Annotated in this window: 23 protein-coding genes and 1 pseudogene; 20 read left to right on the top strand and 4 right to left on the bottom strand. The window is 71.0% G+C overall.

What is annotated here, in order from left to right:
* The first annotated feature begins 11 nt into the window (after window positions 1-11).
* From SMIR_RS41700 to SMIR_RS41705, 3 genes are read left to right on the top strand one after another with little or no spacing between them, the layout of a single operon-like run.
* Window positions 12-725, top strand: a complete 714-nt coding sequence (locus SMIR_RS41700; protein WP_212728694.1) for an HNH endonuclease family protein — start codon at window positions 12-14, stop codon at window positions 723-725.
* A complete protein-coding gene (locus SMIR_RS44175; protein ID WP_249938700.1) occupies window positions 722-1,714 on the top strand; it encodes a hypothetical protein in 993 nt (330 codons plus the stop codon). The genes SMIR_RS41700 and SMIR_RS44175 overlap by 4 nt, the downstream gene beginning before the upstream one ends.
* Complete coding sequence (locus SMIR_RS41705) at window positions 1,707-2,078, top strand: hypothetical protein (protein WP_249938701.1); 372 nt, start codon at window positions 1,707-1,709, stop codon at window positions 2,076-2,078. The genes SMIR_RS44175 and SMIR_RS41705 overlap by 8 nt, the downstream gene beginning before the upstream one ends.
* Window positions 2,079-2,185: 107 nt before the next feature.
* Here SMIR_RS41705 and SMIR_RS41710 read toward each other — a convergent pair whose 3' ends face one another.
* From SMIR_RS41710 to SMIR_RS44185, 4 genes and pseudogenes are all read right to left on the bottom strand, one after another.
* The gene (locus SMIR_RS41710; RefSeq protein ID WP_212728695.1) at window positions 2,186-3,430 is read right to left on the bottom strand and encodes a helix-turn-helix domain-containing protein; all 1,245 of its coding nucleotides are present in this window, start codon (window positions 3,428-3,430) and stop codon (window positions 2,186-2,188) included.
* Window positions 3,431-3,712: 282 nt separating this feature from the next.
* Entirely contained in the window at window positions 3,713-4,417 is a 705-nt protein-coding gene (locus SMIR_RS41715) for a beta-ketoacyl-ACP reductase (RefSeq protein WP_212728696.1), read from the bottom strand.
* A gap of 44 nt (window positions 4,418-4,461) precedes the next feature.
* Window positions 4,462-4,791, bottom strand: coding sequence for a hypothetical protein (locus tag SMIR_RS44180; RefSeq protein ID WP_249938742.1), 330 nt, complete (start codon window positions 4,789-4,791; stop codon window positions 4,462-4,464).
* A gap of 306 nt (window positions 4,792-5,097) precedes the next feature.
* Window positions 5,098-5,178, bottom strand: a pseudogene (locus SMIR_RS44185) (helix-turn-helix domain-containing protein); the annotation flags it as partial.
* A 251-nt stretch (window positions 5,179-5,429) separates the two neighbouring features.
* Between SMIR_RS44185 and SMIR_RS41725 the strand changes: the two are divergent.
* The 17 genes from SMIR_RS41725 (at window position 5,430) to SMIR_RS41805 (ending at window position 23,708) form a co-directional block, all read left to right on the top strand.
* Complete coding sequence (locus tag SMIR_RS41725) at window positions 5,430-6,302, top strand: MmyB family transcriptional regulator (protein WP_212728697.1); 873 nt, start codon at window positions 5,430-5,432, stop codon at window positions 6,300-6,302.
* Between the two features lie 69 nt (window positions 6,303-6,371).
* Complete coding sequence (locus tag SMIR_RS41730; RefSeq protein ID WP_212728698.1) at window positions 6,372-7,343, top strand: MBL fold metallo-hydrolase; 972 nt, start codon at window positions 6,372-6,374, stop codon at window positions 7,341-7,343.
* A gap of 310 nt (window positions 7,344-7,653) precedes the next feature.
* Window positions 7,654-8,184 carry a hypothetical protein gene (locus SMIR_RS41735; protein ID WP_024127093.1) on the top strand — a complete coding sequence of 177 codons (531 nt, stop codon included), beginning with the start codon at window positions 7,654-7,656 and terminating at the stop codon, window positions 8,182-8,184.
* A gap of 521 nt (window positions 8,185-8,705) precedes the next feature.
* A complete protein-coding gene (locus SMIR_RS41740) occupies window positions 8,706-9,281 on the top strand; it encodes a hypothetical protein (protein WP_212728699.1) in 576 nt (191 codons plus the stop codon).
* Window positions 9,236-10,192 carry an ATP-binding protein gene (locus SMIR_RS41745; RefSeq protein ID WP_212728700.1) on the top strand — a complete coding sequence of 319 codons (957 nt, stop codon included), beginning with the start codon at window positions 9,236-9,238 and terminating at the stop codon, window positions 10,190-10,192. The genes SMIR_RS41740 and SMIR_RS41745 overlap by 46 nt, the downstream gene beginning before the upstream one ends.
* A 19-nt stretch (window positions 10,193-10,211) precedes the next feature.
* A complete protein-coding gene (locus SMIR_RS41750) occupies window positions 10,212-10,898 on the top strand; it encodes a flagella basal body P-ring formation protein FlgA (protein WP_024127096.1) in 687 nt (228 codons plus the stop codon).
* Entirely contained in the window at window positions 10,898-11,719 is an 822-nt protein-coding gene (locus SMIR_RS41755; RefSeq protein WP_190148976.1) for a CpaE/TadZ family protein, read from the top strand. Before SMIR_RS41750 ends, SMIR_RS41755 begins: the two co-directional genes overlap by 1 nt.
* Window positions 11,716-13,281, top strand: coding sequence for a TadA family conjugal transfer-associated ATPase (locus SMIR_RS41760; RefSeq protein WP_190148975.1), 1,566 nt, complete (start codon window positions 11,716-11,718; stop codon window positions 13,279-13,281). The genes SMIR_RS41755 and SMIR_RS41760 overlap by 4 nt, the downstream gene beginning before the upstream one ends.
* The gene (locus SMIR_RS41765; RefSeq protein ID WP_190148974.1) at window positions 13,278-14,207 is read left to right on the top strand and encodes a type II secretion system F family protein; all 930 of its coding nucleotides are present in this window, start codon (window positions 13,278-13,280) and stop codon (window positions 14,205-14,207) included. Before SMIR_RS41760 ends, SMIR_RS41765 begins: the two co-directional genes overlap by 4 nt.
* Complete coding sequence (locus SMIR_RS41770) at window positions 14,204-15,103, top strand: type II secretion system F family protein (RefSeq protein ID WP_024127100.1); 900 nt, start codon at window positions 14,204-14,206, stop codon at window positions 15,101-15,103. Before SMIR_RS41765 ends, SMIR_RS41770 begins: the two co-directional genes overlap by 4 nt.
* 27 nt (window positions 15,104-15,130) lie before the next feature.
* Entirely contained in the window at window positions 15,131-15,328 is a 198-nt protein-coding gene (locus SMIR_RS41775) for a hypothetical protein (protein ID WP_200725435.1), read from the top strand.
* On the top strand, window positions 15,325-15,747 hold the full coding sequence (locus SMIR_RS41780) for a TadE family protein (RefSeq protein ID WP_212728701.1): 423 nt from the start codon (window positions 15,325-15,327) through the stop codon (window positions 15,745-15,747). Before SMIR_RS41775 ends, SMIR_RS41780 begins: the two co-directional genes overlap by 4 nt.
* Window positions 15,744-16,181 carry a TadE/TadG family type IV pilus assembly protein gene (locus SMIR_RS41785; RefSeq protein WP_190148972.1) on the top strand — a complete coding sequence of 146 codons (438 nt, stop codon included), beginning with the start codon at window positions 15,744-15,746 and terminating at the stop codon, window positions 16,179-16,181. Before SMIR_RS41780 ends, SMIR_RS41785 begins: the two co-directional genes overlap by 4 nt.
* A gap of 12 nt (window positions 16,182-16,193) precedes the next feature.
* On the top strand, window positions 16,194-16,631 hold the full coding sequence (locus tag SMIR_RS41790; protein ID WP_024127104.1) for a hypothetical protein: 438 nt from the start codon (window positions 16,194-16,196) through the stop codon (window positions 16,629-16,631).
* Window positions 16,632-16,636: 5 nt separating this feature from the next.
* Window positions 16,637-20,479 (top strand): LysM peptidoglycan-binding domain-containing protein, encoded by a 3,843-nt coding sequence (locus tag SMIR_RS41795; RefSeq protein ID WP_249938702.1) that lies wholly within the window; start codon window positions 16,637-16,639, stop codon window positions 20,477-20,479.
* A gap of 190 nt (window positions 20,480-20,669) precedes the next feature.
* A complete protein-coding gene (locus SMIR_RS41800) occupies window positions 20,670-22,310 on the top strand; it encodes a DUF2637 domain-containing protein (protein ID WP_212728702.1) in 1,641 nt (546 codons plus the stop codon).
* A 111-nt stretch (window positions 22,311-22,421) separates the two neighbouring features.
* A complete protein-coding gene (locus SMIR_RS41805) occupies window positions 22,422-23,708 on the top strand; it encodes a hypothetical protein (protein WP_212728949.1) in 1,287 nt (428 codons plus the stop codon).
* Window positions 23,709-23,724 lie beyond the last annotated feature (16 nt).

Here is a 23,724-nt window from a genome sequence, read left to right on the forward strand (position 1 = left end):
GACTCCCTTACATGGCCCCTCGCCTCCTGGCCGCCGGCCTCGTGCTCGCCGGCGCGCTCGCCGCCTCCGCCTGCGGACCCCTCACCGCCCCCGGCTCCACCGCCGATGCCGCCCCCGCTCGTGGTCCGGCCGCGGCCGGAGGCGCGCCCGTGCTGGCCCAGCTGAACAAGCTGACGGTCCGGGCGCAGATCTCCCTCGACGGCTACAGCCGCGACGCCTTCGGACCGACGTGGAGCGATGCGGGCACGGTCGAGATGTCGGGGAATTCCTGTCCGACGCGCCAGGACGTCCTGGCGCGCGACCTGGAGGACGTCGTTCGGGCCGAGGACGGCTGCACCGTCCTCTCCGGCGTTCTCCACGACGGGTACACGGGCCGGACGATCGCCTTCAAGCGCGGCCCCGGTACGTCCATGGCCGTGCAGATCGACCACGTGGTCCCCTTGGCCCTCGGGTGGCGCTCGGGGGCCCGGGAGCTGACCGCCGCGCAGAGGCTGAACTACGCGAACGACCCGGCGAATTTGGTTGCTGCCGACGGTCCGACGAACGCCGCGAAGGGTGCCAAGGACGCCTCGGTGTGGATGCCCCCGCGGGCCGAGGCCCACTGCTGGTACGCGACCGCTCAGGTCCGTGTGAAGACCAAGTACCGCCTGTCGGTCACGCCGGCGGAGAAGGCGGCCCTGCGCACCGCGCTGGAATCCTGCCCGGCCGAGGCGGCCCGGCGATGAGGCCGGCCGCACAGCCGCTGCCTTTCGGAGCGGACCGGGACCGGTGGACCCATGCTGTCCGGGAAGCCGCCCGGCTGCATCACGCCGTGCGCGCCGAGCTGGCCGGCCGGCTCGCGGCCCCGGGCATCGAGCGGTCCGCCATGCAGGCACTGCTGCTGATACGGGAGCGGACCCGGAGTGGGTGGCTGCGCTGGGACATCTTCGGGCCGCACCCTGCGGGCGTGCTGCGTGAGGCAGGCGTCTTCGATCCCGGGCAGCACCCGGTGGGTCGCTGGGTGTGCCGGACGGTCTGGGGGCGTCGCCCTCCCCTGTACATCTGGACGCTGGGAGGGCTGGAGCTTCCTCGCCCCCTCCCGGTCGGCCGGACCGCGCTGTTCACCGTGACCGCCTTCGCCGCCCTGGGCCCCGCGACGTCCGTACTGCCGGCGGCCTCCGGTCTGCTCGTGGCCGGCGTGGCCGGCCTGGTCGCGGCTGCCGGACTGCCGGCGGCCGTCCGGCACCTCACCCGGCGCCGCGTGCGCGTGGTGGAGACGGGCGAGGCGTACGCCGCGGTCTTCTTCCGGCTGCTGGCCGCCGAGCAGCGCCTGCGCATGCTCGCCGAGCGCAGCGAGCGCTACGAGCTGACGCGCGCGGCGGCGGTGCTGCTGCGGCTGGTGTGGGACGCGGCCGGGCTGGTCCCGCTGGCGGCGGACGATGTGGAAGCCCGCGAACTCCTCCTCGGCTACGAGCAGTCGCTCGCGCTCCTGGTCGACCAGGCCGTCGAGGTCGAGCGGCAGGAGGAAGCGGTGGAGTCGGCGATCCGTGACGACCGTGCGCCCGCGTCGCCGGCCAGGCCGGCGCTGCCGGAAGAGCTGCTGCCCCGGGCACTGCTGGACGAGGTGCGGCTGGAGCTGGAGGAGCTGGGGCACGGACTGCGCCACGCCCGGGAGGTCCTGGGCGGCGCCGACGAAGGAACGCAGCATGCGACGAATGGAGAGCGCGATGAGTGAGCACGAGCTGGACCGGCCTGTCCTGTGGCGGGAGGCCCATCCGGACGCCTACGCCGAACTGAAGCGCACCTGGGGGGTGATCGGGCACAGCAGTGTCCTCATGGTGCTCAGCCTGAGCTTGATCGGCACGTCGCTGACGCTGGGCTACCTGCATCTGCCGGGATGGCTGGCGACCGTCGCGCGCCTGGGCACCAGCGCAGCGGCAGTCGGCTGCGGCGCGGTCGGCCTGTGGCGGCTGGTCCGTGCCCTGTTCCGGTCGGCGCGGGCGGTCATCCGTACGCGCCGGCGCGGCGCCGGCAGCAAGGCGCAGGGGGCGGCCGCCGAGGACACCCAGCCCGAGGCCGCGCCGGCGGCGGCGTCCTGAACGGGAGAGGCGAGCCGTGTTCCGGTCCGAGAGCTTCACCGTCGGGTTCGCCGTCGGTGCCGTGGCCTGGTGCGTTCCGTTCGTGCGGGGGCTGGGCCGGCGCGGGGTCACCAGGGGCCTCGTTCCCGGGCGTCGTAGACGGCCTCCCACTCGGCGAAGGTGAGGCACTGCTCGGCGGTGCGCGCGTGGCGGGCCCGGTCCGCCGCCGCGAGCGAGGCGAGGATCCTGTCGCGGATGACGAAGCCGGGCGGATCGGGTTCCGGCTCGGCGGGTGGGTAGAGGCTGTGCAGACGGGTGCGCACCGTCTCCATGGCCTCCAGGAAGGCCGTGTTGGGCGGGACGGCGTCGGCCGGTTCCTCGCGCTGTCCACACGTGGGGGCTGGCTGGTCCTGGTCGGCGAACTCGCTCCAGCGGGCCATGATCACGCTGGCTGGGGAGGCCGGCCGCCGGGGCACGCGCCAGACCGACAGGTCGGCGGCGATGTCGGCGGCGGACAGGCCGGTGGCGATCCAGGGTCGCAAAGCGAAGGCGAGGCGGCGCAGGCCCTCGCCCTGGGTCCAGGGCACCCGGGGGCGTATCCAGGCGGCGACCGAGACGGCGTGCGCGGCCTGCTGCGTGTTGGCCCGGTAGGGCTCTGGAACCTCGTGCCTGCGACGGGAGCGCGGCCGCGCGCTGCGGGGTGCGCTGGTGTTGTTCTTCTTCCCTCCCATCTCAGCTTTAGGACGTGGGTGGTTGGTCTTACAGGAAGGGGTGTCACGGCTGTGGGAGGGGCGGGTGCGGCGGCGGGCGTCGGCGATGGCCAGCTGGCGTCCCTGTTCGGTGAATCCGATGTGCCGTGCGTGGTAGCCGTGGCCGCTCACACGGTGGCCGAGGGCGTCGTCCCAGGCGCGCGGGACGACGGCGGCGTAGATGGTGGCGGTGCCGGCCCACTCGCCGCTTCCGGCGGGGCGGGTGTTGGCCCGGGTTCCGTGGAGCGCCCAGACGAGGAGGCCGAGCTCGCGCAGGACGGCGATGTGCCGCTCCAGGGTGCGGCGGCTGATGCCGAGGCGCTTGAACATGGTGTCGCGGCAGTAGGCGACGTGCCCGTCGGCGTTCAGGCGCGCAGCGAGGTCACGCGCAACGCGCAGCGTGGTGTCGCCGGCCTTGGGGTGCAGGCGCTGGGTGATGGCCCAGGTGGCGGCGCGCAGGAAGTCGCCGCGCCGGGTACGCCGGGACGCGGTCGTGCCGATCTCCTGGTCCGCATGTTCACAGACCGGGTTGAATCGGTTGTTCGGGGATATTCGGTGTTGTCCGCGCGTTGGGCGCGGTGGGGCGGCGGTGGCGTGGACCGGCGCGCGGGCATGCTGCATCATGGGCAGGGCACGCCCTCCTTTCGGGCATGCGTGAGCCCCTCTTCGGTGGGGCCGGGTTCTTCCGGAACCAAGTGATCCGCCCTGGCAGGGGCGGTGTTGCCCGGTCTGCGGACCGGGTTCTTCACCAGGCGGGCTGGACACTCGCCGGGTGGTGGCAGAGATGCGGCGGGGCCGAGGTGCTGGACACACCGGGGGCCTGCTGCCGCGGGGCAGCCCACGGGGGACTGCCCGCTGTCAGATCATGCGCTCATCGGACTCCAGGGTTGCGGGCGGTCAAAGAGGTCAGTGGCCCATGCCGGCGCCGCCGTCGACGGGCACCACGGCGCCGGTGATGTAGGCGGCCTGCTCGGAGGCGAGGAAGGCCACGGTCGCGGCGATCTCCTCGGGGCGGGCGAGGCGGCCGAGAGGGATCTGGGTCTTGAGGTTCTCGAGTTGCTCGTCGCTGAGCGCCTGGCTCATGGACGTCTCGGTGAGGCCGGGGGCCACCACGTTGAAGGTGATGCCGCGGGAGCCGAGTTCGCGGGCCATGGAGCGGGCGAAGCCGACGAGGCCGGCCTTGGAGGCGGCGTAGTTGGCCTGGCCGCTCTCACCGCGCAGGGCGACGGCGGAGGAGATGAACACCACGCGGCCCTTCTTCGCGCGGAGCATTCCGCGCGAGGCGCGCTTGGTGACACGGAAGGCGCCGGTGAGGTTGGTGTCGACGACGGAGGCGAAGTCCTCCTCGCTCATGCGCATCAGCAGTTGGTCCTTGGTGATGCCGGCGTTCGCGACGAGGACCTCGACAGGGCCGTGCTGCTCCTCGACCTCCTTGAACGCGGCGTCGACCTGCTCGGTGTCGGTGATGTCGCAGCGGACGGCGAGCAGTCCCTCGGGGGGCTCGCCCGAGCGGTAGGTGATGGCGACGCGGTCGCCGGCTTCGGCGAGGTGACGGGCGATGGCAAGGCCTATGCCGCGGCTGCCGCCGGTGATCAGGACTGAACGGGACACGAGGTGGTGCCTTTCTGTGGTGCTTTGTAGGGGTCTGTAGTCGGTCAACTGGCCCGGCGGGCGCCGGAACGCGTCAGCTGTCCGCTCATCGCCGCAGCGGTGTCCATCACGGCGGCCACGTACCGGGCGCGAGTGGCGGCCCGCCGCATGGGCCCGTCCTTGGCGAGCAGCGCCACGGATCCGGCGACGGCCGAGCCGTACCAGATGGGCGCGGCGATCATGGTGCGGCCGGGCAGCGGGGAAGGGCCGATGGCGTGACCTTCCTCACGGACGGGCGCGGTGTCGATCTTGTTGTCGCCGATGGAGCCGAGGCAGGCGAGGATCGCCAGGCCGGCGGCGTCGGACTCCAGAGGCGCTGATTCAAGAGATCGCAAAGTGATCTGAGGCGACGTGAGGACCTCGTCGGCGTGTGGTCCGTATGCCCGTTCCGCGCAGATCCTCATCGGAGTGCCGATCAGGTGTGGTCGGTAAACAAATACGACCTGGCCTGTTCTCGACTGTAGTGTGACGATCTCGGCCCTCACCGCAGGGGAGGGCGGGCCGGCCTGGAGGGGCTGGGCGGGTGTCGAAGAGGGGGGACCGTGCAGCGCGTCAGTCAGGGCGTAGCGAGCACGCGGCCCGCGCTGTTCGACGGCGCCCTCTCGCATCAAGGCTTGCAGATACCGGTGAGCGGTCGGCGCGGGAAGGTCCGCGGACTCGGCTACCGACGCCAGGGGATGTTCACCCGGCCCGAGACGGATCAGCGCTCTGAGCACCGCCATGGTGCGTGCCACGGCTCCGCCCGTGCGGTCCGGCGGGGTGGCAACGGGATGCAGCAACGCGAACTCCCCCTCGCGGTTGTGGAGGACCTTCGCGTCTCCCACAACGCGGATTCGATCCAGTGGTCGATTCTTCCCGGCCAAGATCCCGCTCACCAGGCTCTGAATTTTCCGGTCCGCGAATTTCAGGAGCGAGCGCTTCCGGTATATCGCGCGGCCTGCACGGGGATGGCATCACGGGGAAGGGTACAAAGTTGAATCAGAAGGAGGCGTTGCAGCAGCTGCTGCAATGGAAGCGCGGAGAGATAGACCCGGTCGAGCTCGGCTGGCCCAAGCGCACGGGACGGGGCCGGCGCTCACGCGGACTGTCCCAAGCCCAGGTCGCCCAGGCGCTGTTCGTCACGGAGAAGACCTACGCCGAGTTCGAGCGCGGGAACACACCTCAGCCGACCGCCGAGTTCCTCGACAACGTCGCCAAGGTGCTGAACATGAACGAGCGCGAACGGACCGCGCTCTACGTCTACGCGATCGGCTACGAGCCCCCGTTCCCCATGGACCCGATGGCGGGGACGAACGTCGATCCGGCGTGGCAGGTGGCCGTCAACGGCGTCTCGGGGCAGCCCTGTTACATCAATGACGTCGCCTGGAACGTGCTGGCCGCCAACGACGACTTCAAACTCATGTTCCCGCAGCCCGAGGGGAAGTCCCCGGCGCTGCCCGAACGCAACCTGATCCGGTGGATGCTCCTGCGCGAGGACGCGCGCGAGCACCACCTGGTCGACTGGGACACGCGCTGGGCGCCGCAAGTGGCGGCCCAGTTGCGCACGGCGGTCGCCGCTCACCCTGACAACGAAGACCTCCAGATGCTGGACAAGGAGGTCAACGACGACCCGGTGGCGGGGCCGATCTACCGCGACCACAGCCTGGCGTACATACATCCCGACGGCGACGCGCGGCCGATGCGGCACGCCGGCTACGTGACCCCGCGCGGCACGGAGGACCATCGGACCCGGTGCTGCGAGCGGCACGCGCCGTCCCAGCTGGGCACCGTCACCATGTGCGCCGCCCAGCCGTTCGGCAGCCCGGGCGCCCGGTTCTTCCTCCTGCCGTTCGTGCCCCACCACTGACACCGCGCCCGCGGTCGCCTCGGCGGAGAGATTTCGTCCGGGCGGCCGCGGCCCGCACAATGCATGCCCATGGCTACCACTGACCTGAAGCAGATCGCGCCCGGCGTCTTCGCCTGGCAGCCCGGCCACGACGCGACCTGGGGCCTGGCCAACTGCGGCTTCGTCGTATCCGGGGGCCAGGCCCTCGTCATCGACACGCCCTACACGCCCGCCCTGACCGACGTCTTCCTCACCGCGGCCCGTACGGCGGCGGGCCCCGGTGTCCCGCTGGACCGGGTCGCTGTCACCCACGCCAACGGTGACCACACCTGGGGTCTTCAGCAGCTTCCCGGCGCCGAGGTCTTCGCCACGCACGCCGCCCTTGAGCACCAGTGCCTGGAGCCGAAGCCGCAGCAGCTGCAGGCTCTCACCCACGACACGGACCCCGGTCAGCCCCTCGGCTGGTATTTCCGGGAGCACTTCGGCAAGTTCGACTTCGCGGGTATACAGGTTCTCCCGCCGACCGCGACGTTCACCGGACGCCACGACATCGCAGTCGGCGACATCCCCGCGGAGCTGCACGAGGTCGGCCCGGCCCACACCGTCGGCGACCTCATCGTCCATCTGCCCGAGCAGCGCGTGGTCTTCGCCGGCGACATCGTCTTCGCGGGAGACCATCCCTCCCACTGGGCCGGCCCCCTGGATCGTGTCTCCGCCGCCTGCCTGCGGATCCTGGACCTCGACCCCGAATGGATCGTCCCCGGCCACGGACCGCTGATGACCCCCGACGACCTGCGGACCTACGTCGCCTACCTCGACGACCTCTCGGACCAGGCGTACGTGATGCACGGCCAGGGCCGGACCGCCATCGAGGCGGCCCGCATCCTGATCAAGGAAGACCGCTACCCCGGCCTCGGCCTTCCCGAGCGGCTCGCGATCACCCTCAGTACGGAATACCGCCACCTCGAGCAGGACACCACCGCGCCGGACCTGCTGGAGCTGATGGACCACGCGGCACGCATCGCCTGGGACCGCTCCTCGGTCGGCCCGCTCGCGCCCTGACCTCTGCTCCAGCGGCGCACCTCGCCCATTCCGGCTGGTGAAACAGCGCAGCCCACTTCGTTCCGATCATTGAAATACGAACCGCTTGCGCAGCACAGGGGCTTGACCCCCGCTCCCCAGGGGGGTCAACTACCGACGTCGGCGCGCCGTGCACGCACGGGGGAGCGCCCACCCAGGCACCGAGGGCCCTCCCACGCCCGTTGACGTGCGCGGTCGAGCAGCACTCTGTTGCTGGACTCGATTCCGGATGCCGCCGCCGGCCCCCCGGCGGCGGCATCCGCTCGAAGCCGCTCCGCACCAGGGAGAGTTCATGAGCCCCGCCCCCATCGTCTTGCAGATCCCCGTCGCCGTTCCCGAATTTCTCGCCCCCCGCATCAAGGACCTCCGCCACACCCTCCGCGCCGGCCGGCGCGAGGAGGCCCTGACGGCCGCTCGGACCATCAGCGAGGAACTCGCCGAGAGCCACGGCCCCCTGCACAACTACACCCTCCACGCCCTCGAACTCGTCGCCTTCTGCGCCCAGCTTGCCGAGCAGCCCGCCATGGCCACCGAGGTCTCGGTGCACACCGCCGCGGCCTGGCAGCAGGTTTTGGATGCCACCCACGGCCAGATCCGCCGGCAGGCCCGCAACGCCGCCGCGTCCTGGCTCACCGTCACCAACGCGCCCGACGCTGTCAGGACCGGGACGGGCCTCCTGGCGCTGCTGCAGTCCGTCTACGGCAAGGACCACCCCTCCACACCCTTCGTGGAACGTCGACTTAACGCCATCACCGGGGCCGACCAGGAGGCCGCCCGGAACGCCCTGCGCGCATCGGGACCGGCCCTGCTGATCAAGCCCTGAAGTCCTGGCCACAGCCTTTTCAAATGCCCGCGCCAGAGGCATATACCGGAAGTGCGGCTACCGGAAAAAACCGGGCCTGGCGGCACCTGATCTTTCTGGCCAGAATCAGGCTCGGACTGATCACGTTGTGGGAGACGCGACGTCCGTGACCGCGAGGGGGAAATCGCGTTGCGACATCTACGAACTGGACTCGTGCCACATGGGTCCGCATCACTGATACGACCGGCCGACCTCCGGTCGGGAACCGGGTGGATGACCGAGTCGACCATCCAGGCTTCGGTGCGAAGCGGCCCTCTTCACCCGCTGGCACCTCGTCACCGGTGGCTCACCGACGGCACGATGCCCCCGCCGCGGCTGGGAGCCAGGCAATGGCCCTGTGCCGTGGCCGTAGGCTCGCCGGGTCCTGGCCTGGCGTGCACCTCCAGAGCCGGCGAAGCGCGGTAGAGGACTCACCTCGCCGCGTTTTGTCCGCCCTGAGCGCGCGCCAGCGCCCGCACCCGACTCCTGAAGGGGATCTGTCGATGGCTTCGACCACCCACCACCGCACCCATGTCCTGCGACTCGCAGGTGCTGTCCTCATGTGCACCGTCGCAGCCGGCGCTCTGGCCGGCTGTGGCTCCGACACACCCAAGAAGACGGCTTCCTCGCCCTCCGCCACCGCTTCCTCGACGCCGTCCAACGATCCGGATCAGGCAGCGAAGGACAAGGTCCTCGCCGCGTACACGAACATGCGCGAGGTCCAGATCAAGATGGCCGCGGACGGAGATCTGCACACCGAGGAACTGGCCAAGTACGCCAGGGGCGATGCCGCCACCGACCTCAAGAAGTCGGTCCTGCGCAACGAGTCGATGGGCATCAAGTTCACCGGCCGTCCTGAGATGAAGCCTCAGGTCACCGCCGTCGACACCAAGGGCAAGACCGCAACGGTCACCGACTGCTTCGACGCGACCAGCTGGAGGCCCGTCTACAAGGACTCCGGCAAGGAGCTCAAGCTCGCGGAGCAGCGTCTGAAGTACCCCGTCACGTCCCAAGCCACGCTGGAGGGCGACACATGGCTCGTCACGAAGATCACAGCCGACCGCACGAAGGGCTGCTGATCCGTTCTGCCCGCGTGCTGGGCCTCGTTGCGGTCCTGACCGCCCTGATACCGGCCGGCCTCGCGTATGCGGGGGGCGCCGGCCACTGCTCCGACGTGGACGTGTGCGTCGACGTCGGAACGCCCGGTAAGCCCGGTGGGGGCGGAGGCGGCGGCACCGGCGGAGGAGGCGGCGGGGGCGAGGGAGGCGGGGGCGGAAACGGGATGTGCAAGCTCACCGACGACACCGAGATCCCCTGCATGCCCGGGTACAACCCGGCCGACCGCTGCTTCTACGAGCTCGCGGATCCCCAACCGCCGTCCGGTCCGGGGCACACCGACATGAACGGGGCGGACACCTCGGGTCCCGGCGCCTTCTACGTGAGGGACTGCATCGTCAACGACGTCGGCGGCATCGTCTGGCTGACCACGCCGCCCGCCACTGTTCTCCCCGACCCCGAGGTGCTGGCGCGTCAGGCCCGGGACAAGATGACGCTGCTGGGCGCGAACATCGGCAGCTCGCCGGGTCCTGACGCCCCTGGTCTCGTCGGCATGCCCGTCTGGCTGTGGAATAACAAGAGCGACACCACCTGGGGTCCCAACAGCGCGACGGCTGCGGTTCCGGGGTTGTCGGTGACGGCCACGGCCCGTGTCACCAAGATCACCTACTCCATGGGAGACGGCGGCTCGGTCACCTGCACGACCGCGGGCACGAAGTACTCCAAGACCTTCGGGGACAAGACCTCGCCGGACTGCGGCTACCGCTACACCAAGGTCTCCGCCGGCCAGTCGGGCGGGAAGTTCACCATCACCGCGACCAGCTCCTGGGAAGTCACCTGGCAGGCGTCGAACGGTGCAAGCGGGACGCTGCCCGACGAGATCCGTACGTCCAACACCACAGCGCGCGTCGGCGAGCTGCAGGTTGTCAACTAGCGCAAGGAAGACCATCACAATGCCGCGAACCAAGCAGCCGACGGCACCGTCCGAGCCGGGCTCCGCGCCTGTGCTGCTGCCGATTACCAACGACGCCCCGCGCCGCCGACGACGTCCGGTGGTCGTCGGCGCCGGCCTGGCGCTGGCCGCTGTGGGCGCCCTGGTGTCGGTGTGGATGGTCAACGAGGCCGGCGACAAGGTCTCTGTCGTTGCCACCCGGCACCCCATTGCGGCGGGCGAGAACATCAAGGCGTCGGATCTGGTGGCCACCGAGATATCCCACGACACCCAGCTGCGCTCGCTGCCCGCTTCCCGCGCATCCGACATCATCGGCAAGCCGGCCGCAGCCGACCTGCCGAGCGGTGCGCTGGTCACTGAGGACTCCGTGAGCGCCGAATCCAGTGTGACCAAGGGCAAGTCCGTGGTGGGCATCCTCGCCAAGCCGGGCCAGTTGCCCATCCAGACGCTGCGCACCGGCGATGCGGTCACCATCGTCCACACCCCTCAGGACGGCAGCGCCTCAGCCTCCTCCACCAAGGCAGGTTCCACCCCGGACAGTCTTCCTGCCGTCGTGTCCCGCGTCGGCGCGCCCGACGCCAACGGCGCCGTGGTAGTCGACGTTGCCGCGGCCGAGGTGAACAGCACGTCGCTTGCTGCCTGGGCTGCCGGCGGCAACGTTGCCATCGTGCTGAAGGCGACGAGCTGATGGCGGTCATCGCACTGGTGTCGGGAAAGTCAAGCGGTGTCACCTGCTCGGCACTCGCGCTCGCCCTCTCCTCACCGAAGCCTTCCTTGCTGGTCGAGGCCGACCCCGCCGGCGGCACGATCCGCGCCGGCTACCTCGGCGGAGAAGGCAACGCAGCCACCGGACTGCACCGGCTGGCGGCCGCAGACCGCCAGGGCACCCTCGCGCGGGAGTTCTCCCAGCACTTCGTCAGCCTGGACCGCGACAACACCGGCCAGCGGATGCTCCTGCCAGGACTGACGGACCCCACGCAGGCGGCATCACTTAGCCGCACTTGGGAACCCATCTCCCGGCTGCTCGGCGTGATGGACCAGACCGGCCACGACGTGATCGTCGACGCGGGCCGCATCCTCACCGAGTCCGAGACCCGGCTGTCGACCACCCGCTACCCGACGCCGCTGCTGCACCGCGCCGACGCCGTCCTCATGGTCGTCCGCACCACCCAGGCCTCGATCGCGGCTGCCGCGCCCGCCGTGCGGGTCCTGAGGGAGGAACTCGCGCACCACGGCACGGGCTCCGACGCACTCGGGCTGCTGCTGATCGAGGAGGGTTCCTTCAACTCGAGCCAGGTACAGCAGCACTTGATGGCACCGGTGGTCGGCATGCTCGCGTGGGACCCCGACAGCGCCGACGTCTTCACTCACGGGGCCTACAAGAAGATGCCGCGCACCCTTCTGCGGTCCGCGCGCACAGCCCACCAAACGATCAATGAGCTGGTGACCAAGCGGCGCGTGCAGCTGCAACCGGCCGGAATGCAGGCGGTCACCGGGAGGGCATCATGACCGACACCAGGCCGGAGACCACGGCCCACGACTACACCGCCCTCTTCGCCCAGGCGCTCCAGGAGAGCACCACGCAGGACGCGCCGGTTCTCCGGCCCGTGCCCGCGCAGGCGTCTCCGGCCGGCCTCCCTCAGGGCCTCGTCCGGGTTCCCGACACCGCGGTCCCGGCCGCGCTCCCGGTCGGTCACGAGGTTCTCGCCGAGCTGCGTTCACAGGCCAGCATGAAGATCGGCGAGGCCGCCGGTGCCGACGCGTCCATGACCGAGCAGGACCGCCGGCAGCGCGGACAGTCGATCATCAGGCAGGTCGTCTCGGAATGGGCGACGAAGTACGCGGCCAGCGGATCGGATCTGACGCCCCAGCAGGAGCGTGCAGTACGCGAGGCGGTCTTCGACGAGTTGTTCCGCGCCGGCCGTCTCCAGCCTCTCCTGGACGACCCGCACGTCGAGAACATCATCATCTACGGCGACAAGGTGCGCGTCGACTACGCCGACCGTCCGACACGCACCTGGGACCCGATCGCGAAGACCGACCGCGACCTGATCAACCTCATCAACCACCTGGCGCGCATGCAGGGTCAGGGCGAGCGGGCGCTGACGCCGGCCACGCCGAACCTGAACCTCCGTCTGGCCGACGGATCGCGTCTGGCGGCGTCTGCGTACGTCACGCCGCGGCCGAGCATCGTCATCCGCCGCCACCGCACCCGCGGCCAGGGCCTGAACGACATGGTGCGCTGGGGCACGATCGACGCCTCGCTCGCGCACTTCCTGACCGCCGCGGTCAAGGGCCGCAAGAACATCATCGTGGTCGGCTCCCAGGGCGTGGGAAAAACGTCCCTGCTGCGCGCCATGGCCCGGGAAATCCCGAGCACCGAGCGCGTGGGCACGCTGGAGTCGGAGTACGAGCTCCATCTCCACGAGGACCCCGAGGGTCCAGAGGTCGTCGCCTACGAAGGGCGCGAGTCCAACGGTGAGCGCGGGGCCGACGGCAAGCTCCAGGGCGAGCTGTCCCTGTCCGACCTCTTCCCGCAGCTCCTGCGTATGTCGCTGCGGCGCGTGATCGTCGGCGAGGTCCGCTCCAAAGAGGTCGTGCCGATGTTGCACGCGATGAACGAGGGCGAGGGCGGGTCGATGGCCACCCTGCACGCCCGCAGCCCCCAGCTGTCGATCGAGCGCCTGGCCACCTTGTGTCTGGAGGCCGGCATCGGAATGACCGAAGCGCTGGCCTACCGGCTCATCGCCCAAGCCGTCGACTTCGTCGTCTACGTACGGCTGGTCGACGAGACCGAGCTCGTCGACCAGCGCGGCAAGCCGGGACGTAAGCACCGATTCGTCAGCCACGTCATGGAGATCACCGGCATCGGCGAGGGCGGTCGCCCCTCCCACCAGATGGTCTTCGCTCCCCGCGAGCAGGACGGGCGCCGGGAGCCGAGGGCCGTGCCCCACGGGAACATCTCCCAAAGCAACCTGGAAGACCTCGTCCGGGCCGGGCTGGACCGCACCGTCATGCAGCGACCGTGGGGCAGCTGGGGCGCGCCGCTGGAATCGGTGATGCCGCTGTGACGCTCACCCTCAACTCCCTGCTCGCCGCGCTCGGCGGTCTCGCCGCCGTCGGCGGACTCGCTCTGGCGGTCGCCGGCGGCGTCGGCTGGGCACCGTCGACGACGGTGCGCCGCCGCAGCCGCCTTGAGCGCAAGATCCGGGCCGTTTTCGTCAAGGACGCCCGTACGCCGACCTCCTGGTGGGCCCGGGGCCAGACACGCCTGGCCGGCTCTGCCGTGGCGGGCCTCGGCGTGTGGCTGTTCACCGGCTGGCTGATGGGCGGCCTGGTCACCGTCGCCGTCGTCATCGGCCTGCCCTGGCTGCTGAACACCTCCGGCTCCGGCAAGTCGCAGATCGACAAGCTGGAGGCGATCGAGGAATGGGTGCGGCGCATGTCCGACATCCACACCGTCGGCGTCAGTCTGGAGGCCACTATCCAGCGCAGCCTGGAGACCGTCCCGGGCGCCATCCGGGAGGAGGTCCGCCTCCTCGTCTCACGCCAGCAGGCCGGATGGGTGCCCCAGGACGCCTACCGGGCCTTCGCCGACGAGCTGAACGACGCAATGGTCGACGAGGTCGCCGCTCTGCTGATCCTGCACGTCGAGGACCGAGGCAGCGGGCTGAGCAAGGCTCTTCGTGAACTTGCCGAAGCCCTCCAGCATGAAGTGCTCTCACGGCGTGAGGTCGAGGCCGACCGGCAAAAGCCCCGCACCAACGACCGCTGGGTGACCATCTTCTGCCTGGCGATCTTCGGAGTCACCGCGTTCTCCGGCGCCTACGTCGAGCCCTACGACACCTTTGCCGGGCATCTCGTCCTGGCCTTCGTCGCCGTCGCCTTCGTCCTGGTCAAGATCTGGATGCGACGCATGGCGATCCTCGAACCCGCGCCCCGGTTCCTGTCGCCGGCCGACCGCTCCGGCGGCCAGATCGCCAAGGAGACGCCGTGATCTTCTCCCCCTATGCCATCGTCGGCGGCGCCGTCACCGGCCTCGGCCTGGTCATCGCCGCCCGCGGCATCCTGCCCGGTCGGCCCGACCTCGGCGACGTTCTGTCCCGCATGGATGCCACCCGGCTCGAGAACCTCGACCGCAACCGAGACAGCCAGCCCAACTCCCTCATGGAGAAGGCCGGTGCCTTCCTGCTGCGCACCGTCGGCGAAGGCACCCTGCGCCTGCCCCGCCAGCAGCTGGAGCTCGTCGGCCGGTCCCCCGCCGCGCACCTCGGGCGCAAGATCGGCCTCGCGCTGTACGGACTGCTGCTGCCTGTGCTGGCGGTGGGCCTGGCCAACCTGGCCGGCTACCCCTTCCCCGTGGCAATCCCGGCGATGGCGGGCCTCGGCCTCGCGATCGTCTTCTGGCTCCTGCCGGACCTGCAGCTCAAGCAGCAGGCCGTGGAAGCCAAGGACGACTTCCGGTACGCCGTCAAGGCATACCTGCGGCTCGTCCAGCTCGAACGCGCCGCTGACGCCGCCCCCACCCAGGCCCTGAAACGGGCCGCAGACGTCGGCGAAGGCTGGGTCTTCGCGAAGATCCGGGACACCATCACCCGCGCTGAGCTCGAAGGCATCAGCCCGTGGGAGGGCCTCAAGCGGCTCTCGCTCGAACTCGACGTCCCTGAACTCGGAGCGCCGGCCGACATCATCGCGATCGCCGGTGAGGAAGGCGCGGCCGTCGGCGACACCCTCGGCGCGCAGGCCAAGTCGCTCTCCGGCGCCCTGGTCACCACGGCGAAGGCCCAGGCCAACATGGCCTCCGAAAAAATGGTGATGCCTGTCGCGATGCTCGTCCTGATCATGACCGTATACATCGGCTATCCCGCGATCGCGCGGATCATGGCCAGCTAACTCCCTAAAGAGACAAGGAAATCCACGATGGGCAACGACCCCAACCTCATCTTCCTGAAGACCTTCTTCAGCGCCCGGATCGAGCGGCTGCGCAACGTCCGCGACGACCGAGGCTCAATCTCGATCGAGACGATGATGATCGTCGCGGGCCTCGTCGTCGTCGCCGCGATCGCCGCCGGCGTCATCCTCACCAAGGTCAACGAGAAGTCGAAAGAGATCAAGTGATCCGACTTCGCCGGGCTCTTCGCCGTTGGTCCCGCGCGCTCGCCGAGCGCGACGCGCGGGACCGCGGAGCCGTGTCCCTGGAGATGCTCATCGTCTTCCCAGCCGTACTGCTGATCATCCTGACGGTCGTGCACGTCGGCCTGTGGTGGCACGCGCGCAACGTGGCGATGTCCGCCGCACAGCTGGGGGTTGAGTCCGCCCGCGTACGAGGAGCGTCTGCAGGGACCGGCACTGCCGAGGCCCGGGAGTTCCTCTCCAGGGCCGGCGGCACCATCTCCGGCACGTCGGTAAGCGGGAGCAAGGGAGCGACGGTGACCATCCGTGTCACCGGCTACGTCGACACGATGATCCCCGGCCTGAAGCTGAAGATCGACCAGCATGCCGACGCGGCCGCCGAGCGCATCACGGAGGCCCGGTGAGCATCGCCGAAAGACTCCGCGACGACCGCGGCGCCCTGTCGCTGGAAGCGGTCATCCTGTTTCCCGTCCTCATTCTGGTGCTGCTGCTGGTCATCGCGTTCGGCCGGATCGGGTCCGCCGGCAACGCCGTCGACACCGCGGCTCGCAACGCAGCGCGCGCAGCCTCACTGGAACGCACCGGCGGTGCCGCCAGCTCCGCCGGATCGCAAATGGCGCGCAGCGTGCTGGACCAGCAAGGACTGCAGTGCACGTCCACCTCCATATCCGTCTCTACCGGCGGGTTCTCCGCGCAGATCGGTGAGCCCGCCTCGACCACCGCCACGGTGACCTGCGTGGTGCGGCTCTCGGATATCGGATTGCCCGGACTGCCCGGATCCAAGACTCTGACCAGCAGCTTTACCTCGTCAATCGACTCCTACCGCCAGCGCGGCTGACAGGACCACCGCATGCCACCCGCCCGCTTCGCCCTCACCCACCGGATCCGTCGCGCCCTGCGCAATGACCGGGGCGCGATGAGCGTGTTCGCCCTCGTGACCATCGTGGCGCTCTTCGCCGTGGCCGCGCTCGTCTACGACGGCGCCGGCAAACTGCGAGCGCTCACCCACGCCGAGGGCGTTGCCGCCGAGGCAGCGCGAGCCGGTGGCCAGGCCGTCGATGCGAGCAAGGCGATCTCCGGCGACGGCATCACCGTCGACCGCAACGCGGCCGTCGCCGCGGCACGGACCTACCTCAGCCACGCAGGGGTCAGCGGCACGGTGAGCGTGAGCGAGGACGGCGGATCCCTGGAGGTGACCGTGACCGAGTCGTACAGCGCCGTGTTCCTCGCCGGTGCCAGCGGGTCCGTCACCGGCCACGGCAGCGCCAACCTCGTCTACAAGGGGTGACGATCATGAGAAACCGCAGTACCGCCGCCACCCTGGTCCGTGCGCTCGTCGCCCTGGTGGCCCTGGTCGCGCTCCTGGTGGGCGTGCCCGCCGTTCTGCTCGGCATCGGAGTCCTGCCCGACCACGTCCCCGGCTTCGACGAGATCACCGCCGCGCTCACCAGTCCCGACTCCGGCCAGCTGTTCCTGGGCGCCATCACCCTCATCGGCTGGTACGGCTGGCTCAGTTTCGTGGCTTCGGTCGTCCTGGAGACGGGCGCCGCGCTGCGCCACGTCCGGGCTCCCCGGATCCGCCTGCTGGGCGGATCCCAGCAGCTTGCTGGCGTGCTCGTCGGCGGCATCCTCGTCCTGCTGCCGGCGGGCACCGCGATGGCAACTCCCGCCAGCGCCGCCCCCGCCAACGTGGCCACGGCCAGCGTCACCGCCGACGCCCACTCCACAACGGCCACCGCAACCAAGGCTGCGTCCTCTTCTTCCGCGGCCTGGGACGGCCCCGTCCACCACGTCCAGGACGGCGACACGCTCTGGGACATCGCGGAGAAGCGCCTGGGTGCCGGAATCGAGTGGCACCGGATCGTCGACGCCAACGAAGGCGTACGCCAGGCAGACGGCTCCCTCGTCACCGCCGACACCACCGTCCTGCAGCCCGGCTGGACCCTGCGCCTTCCCGCCGACGCCGCACCCGCCGCCGATCACGGCGGAGCCCGTCCGCAGACCGCCGGCTCCAAGGCCGCGGCCGAGACCCACACCGTCCGCGCCGGCGAAACGCTGACCGGCATCGCCGAGGACGAGCTCGGCGACGCCGACGACTATCCCCGGATCGTCGAAGCGAACAAGGGCGTGAAGCAGGCCGATGGGCGCACCCTCGGCGACCCCGACGAGATCTACCCCGGCTGGAAACTGCAGATCCCCGCCGCGGCCGGCAGCGACCAAAGCGACTCAAAGCCGCACGAGGCCCAGCCGCCGCGCGAGCAGCCCACCGACCAGGGCAAGGACCAGGGCAAGGCCGAAGACCAACCTGGCTCTGACCAGACGCAGCCGCCCGCCCAGGACAAGCCGGGCCCGGGCGCCGAGAACGGGGAGAAGGGCGGAACTGCCCAGACCCCCGGCCCGGGCACGGACAAGGACGCCCAGGACGGTGAGCAGCCGACCGCCCGGCCGGAGACCCCCACCCAGCAGCCCTCCGTGCACACTCCCGCGCCGGATCGCGAACAGCACGGCACGCCCACCCAGGCACCCCAGGCCCACGACACCGCGGACGGCTCCGACAGCGGGGACCAGAGCGTGCAGACGATCGCCGCGGCGGGAAGCATCCTGGCCGCGGCCGTCCTCGCGGTCATCGCGACCCGTCGCGCGCGCCAGCAGCGCCGCCGGCGCCCCAAGCGGCGCATCCCCATGCCCTCCGGTGCCACCGCGGACTTCGAAAAGCAGCTCCGCGTCGCGTCCGACATCACCGGCACCGAGCTCGCCGACCGCGCCCTGCGCACCCTGGCTGCCAACTGCCGCCAAGCCGGCCGGCCCCTGCCGGAAGTCGAAGCGATGCGCATCACCGCGCGCGGAGTCGAGCTCCACCTGGCCGCCGCCACCCCGCCGCTGGAACCGTTCTCCGAGCACGAGGACAACCCGACCGTGTGGTCGTGCCCCACCCGGGGCGCGAACCTCCTCGACGAAGACGAGGCCGCCGACATCACCGCGCCCTACCCGGCCCTGGTGAGCCTCGGCGAGACCGAGGACGGCGACGCGGTCCTGGTCAACCTGGAGAGCATCGGCCTGCTGCGCCTGGCCGGCAGTCCGGCCGACGTCCGCGCGGTCATGCTCGCCCTCGCCGTTGAACTCGCCTCCTCCAAGCTGGCGCCCGACACGCAGATCGTCCTCGCCGGCGCCGGCAGCGACCTGCACCACCTCTACCCCGACCAGATCGAGCACCACGCAGACCTCGGCCCGGCCGCCACCGAACTCCAGGCGCACGACGCCTTCCAGCGCCAGGCCCTCACCGACGGCGGCCACGACCACCTGCGGGCCGCCCGGCTCGGCGAGGACGGCGGCGACACCTGGATCCCCCGCATCCTCATCGCCACCGCCCCGCCCACCGGCCCGGCCGTCGCCGAGCTCGAGGACCTCCTCGCCTCCCGGCCCCGCACCTCGGTCGCGGTCGTCACCGCCGCGGGCGGCGAACTCGACCTGCCCGGCGCCTGGACGCTGCCCGCCCAGCCCGGCACCACCGTCGAACTGCCCGACCTGAACCTCGCGGTCAAGCTCCAGCACCTGGACGACGACTCCTACGACCGGCTCGTCCAGTTGATCGCCACCTCCAGCCGCACCGACGACGTCCCCCCGCCGGCGTGGACGGGGCACACCGGATTGGCCGACACCAACGGCCCCCGCCCCACCGTTCCGGTCAGCGAGGACTCCGCGCTCGCTCCGGAGACCACCGCCGCCCCTGCAATGACCACCACGGTCGCCACGCAGGGCAGCGGCCTGGCGACCGCTCTGCCGGCCTTCACCGCCTTCTCCCCCGCCCTGATCGACGACGACGCCCAGAGCGGAAACGGCGACAGCTGGGAGGAAGAGGAGGACGGCAGCGCCCTGTCCCCCGCAGTCGCGGGCTCCCCCGCCCCCGACGACCAGCCCGACGAGCACACCGACAGCAACGCCGCCGGTGAGCCCACCGACTGGGAGGACGGCGAGCCTGCTGAGGACGGCGACCCCGAGGAAGCGTCCGCGCTGGGTGCCGCGGTGTGGGACACCGCCGAGCCGGAGCAGGACTTCGAAAAGGTCCTCGACGAAGTACTCGGCGAGCAGGAGGACGACTCCCCGGCGCCGCCCGACGAGGAGGAAGCCGACTCCGGACTGTCCGCCGCCGCGCTCGGCGACGGCCGGGACGAGGAGGAGCCGCAGGAAGCGGACTCAGCCCTGGCCGACGACGAGGACGAGTCCGGCCTGACCGCGGCCGCGCTCGGCGAGACCACGACAGCCGCGACAGCGACCGAAGCACGGATCATCCCCCGCCCCAGCGCCGCGACCTCCACCGTCCTGGCCGCGCTGGCCACCCCGCCGGCCGAGCCCGCAGGCCCCCAGGTCCAGGTCCTCGGCCCGGTGAAACTGGCCGGCGCGCAGGGCCGGGTGGGCAGCAACCGGCACAACCACCTTCTGGAGATCGCCGCCTGGCTCGTGCTGCACCCGGGCCTGGGCCGCCAGGACCTCGACAACGCGATCTGGCCCGGGCTGCGAAAGACCTCCAGCACCCGCAACACCGCGATCTCGCGGCTGCGTTCCTGGCTCGGCCCCAACCCCCACCTTCCCGCCGACGACCCCCGGGGCGCCTACCTTCCCGCGGTCACCGAAGGCGTCTACCGGCTCGGCCCCGCCGTCACCTCGGACTGGGACCGCTTCAAGGAGCTGTACCAGCAGGGCATGCACCACGACGGGCAGGACGCCGACGTCGCCCTCGCCCACGCCCTGGCCCTCGTACGCGGCCGCCCCTTCGCGGATGTCGACCCCTCCAAGTACTGCTGGGCGGAAGCCGACATCCAGGAGATGATCAGCGCGATCGTCGACGTCGCCCACGAACTCGCTGAACGCCGCCGCCAGATCCGCGACTACCGGGCGGCAGCCCAGGCCGTCACCAAGGGCATGCTCGTCGACTCCCAGAGCGAGCTGCTCTACCGGGACCTCTTCACGATCTGCCACGAGATGGGCGACCGGGAGGGCCTGGAGCGCGCCGCCGCCCAGTTGGCCCGAATCAACGCCGAGGAAGGCGTCGACTCCTCGCCCGAGACCGTGGGCCTGCTGCGCACGCTCCTCAAGGGCGAGAGGATCCAGCCCACTTTGGGGTCCGCGGCCTCATGACGCGTCTCAGATTCACCGACCTCCGGTGTCACACCGCACCGCTCGATCACACCTGTAGAGAGCGAGGGGCCCTTTCGGCCGTCCGTCCGACGAAGGAGACCGCGCACATGAGCCGCCGCCGGCAGAACGCCGCCGTCCCGCCCGCCGGGCCCACCACCGCGGCGGGCCACACCAGGGAAGGAGGACAGCGATGACCACCGTCCAGTGGGCGCTGCCCGCCGGCCTCGCCGTGGCCGGAATCGGCGCCGCGGCCACCGTCGCCATGGTGTTCGGCAACCGACGCAGAGCCGCCGAGCAGAACGCCACCGCCGAGGAGCGCACCCAGCTCGCCCTCCAGCGCCGCAACGCCTGGCAGCGCCGCCTCGCCGTGATCGCGCTCGGCGTCGGCTGCCTGATGATGTTCGTCCTCGCCGGCATCGCCGCCTGGCTTTCCTTCGGGGCGCAGCGCGAGTACGCCCACGCCCACAACGGCGGCGACTGGGACGCCGCGACAGGGTTCGCGCTGCTCCTGGACGCCGGCGCCCTCAGCCTCAGCCTGATCCGCTTCTTCGAGGCTCTGACCCTGCGCTCCAGCGCGATCACGCGGATCCTGCTGCTCGGGTTCGTCTCCGCGTCAGCGGCGATGAACCTCCTCCACGCCCCCGAGGCGGGCGCCGGTTCCGCCTTCCTCGCGATGGTCCCCCCGCTGGTGTACGCGGTGCTGCTCGAGATGCTGCTCTTCAAGATCGAGCAAGTGATCATGGGACGGCAGAAGCGTCGCAAGGCCGACCGCGACCGCAACTACAGCCTGCTGCTGTGGCTGCCCTGGCCGATCGGCGCGCCGGTGAAGATGTGGAAGGCGTGGCGGGCCGAGCTCCTGGCGACCGTCGACAACGTCCGCGTGATCGGCTCCCAGCGCCCCCTCCCGTCGGCGGCTGCGCCCGCCACGGCAGAGGTGACCGTGGAGCGGGCCGAGACCGCCGCGCCCCCGGCCGTCACCACGGCGCCCATGAACGCCCTGACCGCCGGTCCCGTGCAGCCTGCCGCCCAGAAGGCCGAGGAGCCTGCGCCCACAGCGGTGGCCGCGACGGCACCGCCGGCGGCCGCGGCCATCGAACCCGGTGCCGTACCGCACGAACCCGCACCGGCGGCACCGGCGACCGCGGCCCCGGCGCCCGCCGCAGTGCCTGAGCCGCGCCCGGCCCCCGAGCCGGCGGCAGCTCCTACAGCAGCGGCGGCACCCGAACCGGAGCCGGAGCCGGTGGCGGAGCCTGCAGCTGCGGCCATGACCGAACCGGAGCCGGAGCCCGAGGGCATGGGTTCTGCGCCGGAATCCGGCGACCTCGCCGCGAAGCGTGCGCCCGAAGGCCAGCCGGGCGAGGCTGAGCCGGGGTCGCGGGAGGGCGCGGCAGACCCTGTCGAGGCTTCCAAGGTGGGCGAGCCCGCGAAGCAGGCTGACGAGGACGAGCTGCTGCCTGGCGACGAGAATGCGGACCTGGACCAGGACGAGCCGGACCCGGAGCACGACACCCCGCCGGACGAGGACGCAGAGGAGGATGCACGAGAGCGGGTGAGTATCGAGATCGACCTGTCGGTGCTGCCGCCGAACCTGTCCCAGCGCCAGCGGGCCGAGCGCATCTATGTCGCCCACCAGGCCGCGGGTGTGGCTTTGACACAAGCCGACTTGGGCAAGTGGGCCGGCTACAAGAACCCGAACTCGGGCGGCAACGAGTACCGCCGGCTGGAGAGGACGCACGGACCCATCCTGGTCCGCGAGGGTGCCACCCACGTCGACCTGAACTGGTCCCGCCACCAGCAGCAGGCTGACTCCGGTCACGCAGTGGCGGCCTGACCCCTGCGGTTACGACCTCCCCGGCCGGTGGCCCTGGCCGGGGAGATTGCTGTGTCGGACCGTGCGGGTAACCTCAGGGCGACACCAGACCGGGGACAGAGGGGGCGGCCGGTGAGCAGCCACTGGCATCGGGCCATCGCCGAGTTGAGCGCCCAGGGTGACGCCGCCCGAGCAGCCGCCCAGCGCGTGGACGACGCTCCGAGCACAGAGCGGACGACCGCCGTCGCGATCTCCTATGCGGCCGAGACCGACTATCTCCGCAGCGCGGGCATGCTGCTGCGTGCCCACCTGAGCGACCGGCGTCCGCCCCGGCGGCTACCGGTCGCCCTCATCTGGCCGTACTTCCGCGATGCGTGGAAGGCCCGGACGGTGGACCGGCTCGGCGGAGTGTGGCGGGCCATTCCCCGGGACGCCGCACTGGAGAAGATGCGCAGCGCCCCGACCGATCCTCTCCTCACCGCGGTCCTCGAGCAGGCCGAGGCCCTGCAGGCCAGCCTTCATGGCGAGCGGCAGGTGGACCGGCTGTACGAGTCCTTCATCCCCGAGCGGACGGGCCATGCAGTGGCCGATCTGGTCGGCGGTGGGGGCCGGTCGGCGCCCACGCTTCCCGGTTTCCCCGACCCGGGTCACCCGATCAACCGTGCCTTCCCCCAGGGCAGCGGAACGCGCATCCAGCCCGGTCGTGAGGCTGAGTTCACCCGGTTGTCGAGCGACCGGTTCGCGGTGCACACCCGAGCCGTTGCCTTCGGGGACGCAGTCCTTGCACTCCTCGTCGAGCACCGGGCCGCAGGCGTCCCACCGCAGCCGGGGCGGCTGCGCGGCGCCGGGCGCTGGGTGGGACGCGAGCGGCAGCTGGTGCCAGACCGGGCGAAGTGGCCGGCGAAGCTGAACGTCTACCAGGGTGTGACCCTGGCCGGACTGGGCTGGCTGGTGCTCGCATGCACGGGGTTGCCGCTGACCTTCGGGAAGGAGGCCGACCTGCTGTCCCACGCCCTGTTGCTGTTCATGGCAGCTGGCCTCATCGCCTGCACGGGCATCGGGCTCGTCATCCGGTACGGACCGAAACTGATCAAGGGGCCCGGCTTCGGCGCAGCGGTGCCCGGCATCGCAGCGGGCCTGATCGCCCTCGTCGTGTGGCAGGGGCAGGGGCCCGTCGCGAGCTACTACTTCGCCGGCCCGTACGAACGCTACGAGCGGGAGTACGCGAACGGCTGCCTCGCGGCCTCCCCCTACCGGCACGATGCAGTCCAGGCCACGGCGGACGGCGGCGTACTCGTCGTCACCCCCATCAGCGGAGAGACGACGCTGCGCCTGGGGCCGGCCGAGGACGGCGGCACCCACCCGCTTGGGCCGCTGGACCAGGCAACCCGTGAGGTCCTCGACCGGTACGGGTGCTGAGACCGGACCTTGTCTG

Source organism: Streptomyces mirabilis, assembly GCF_018310535.1.
Classification (GTDB): domain Bacteria; phylum Actinomycetota; class Actinomycetes; order Streptomycetales; family Streptomycetaceae; genus Streptomyces.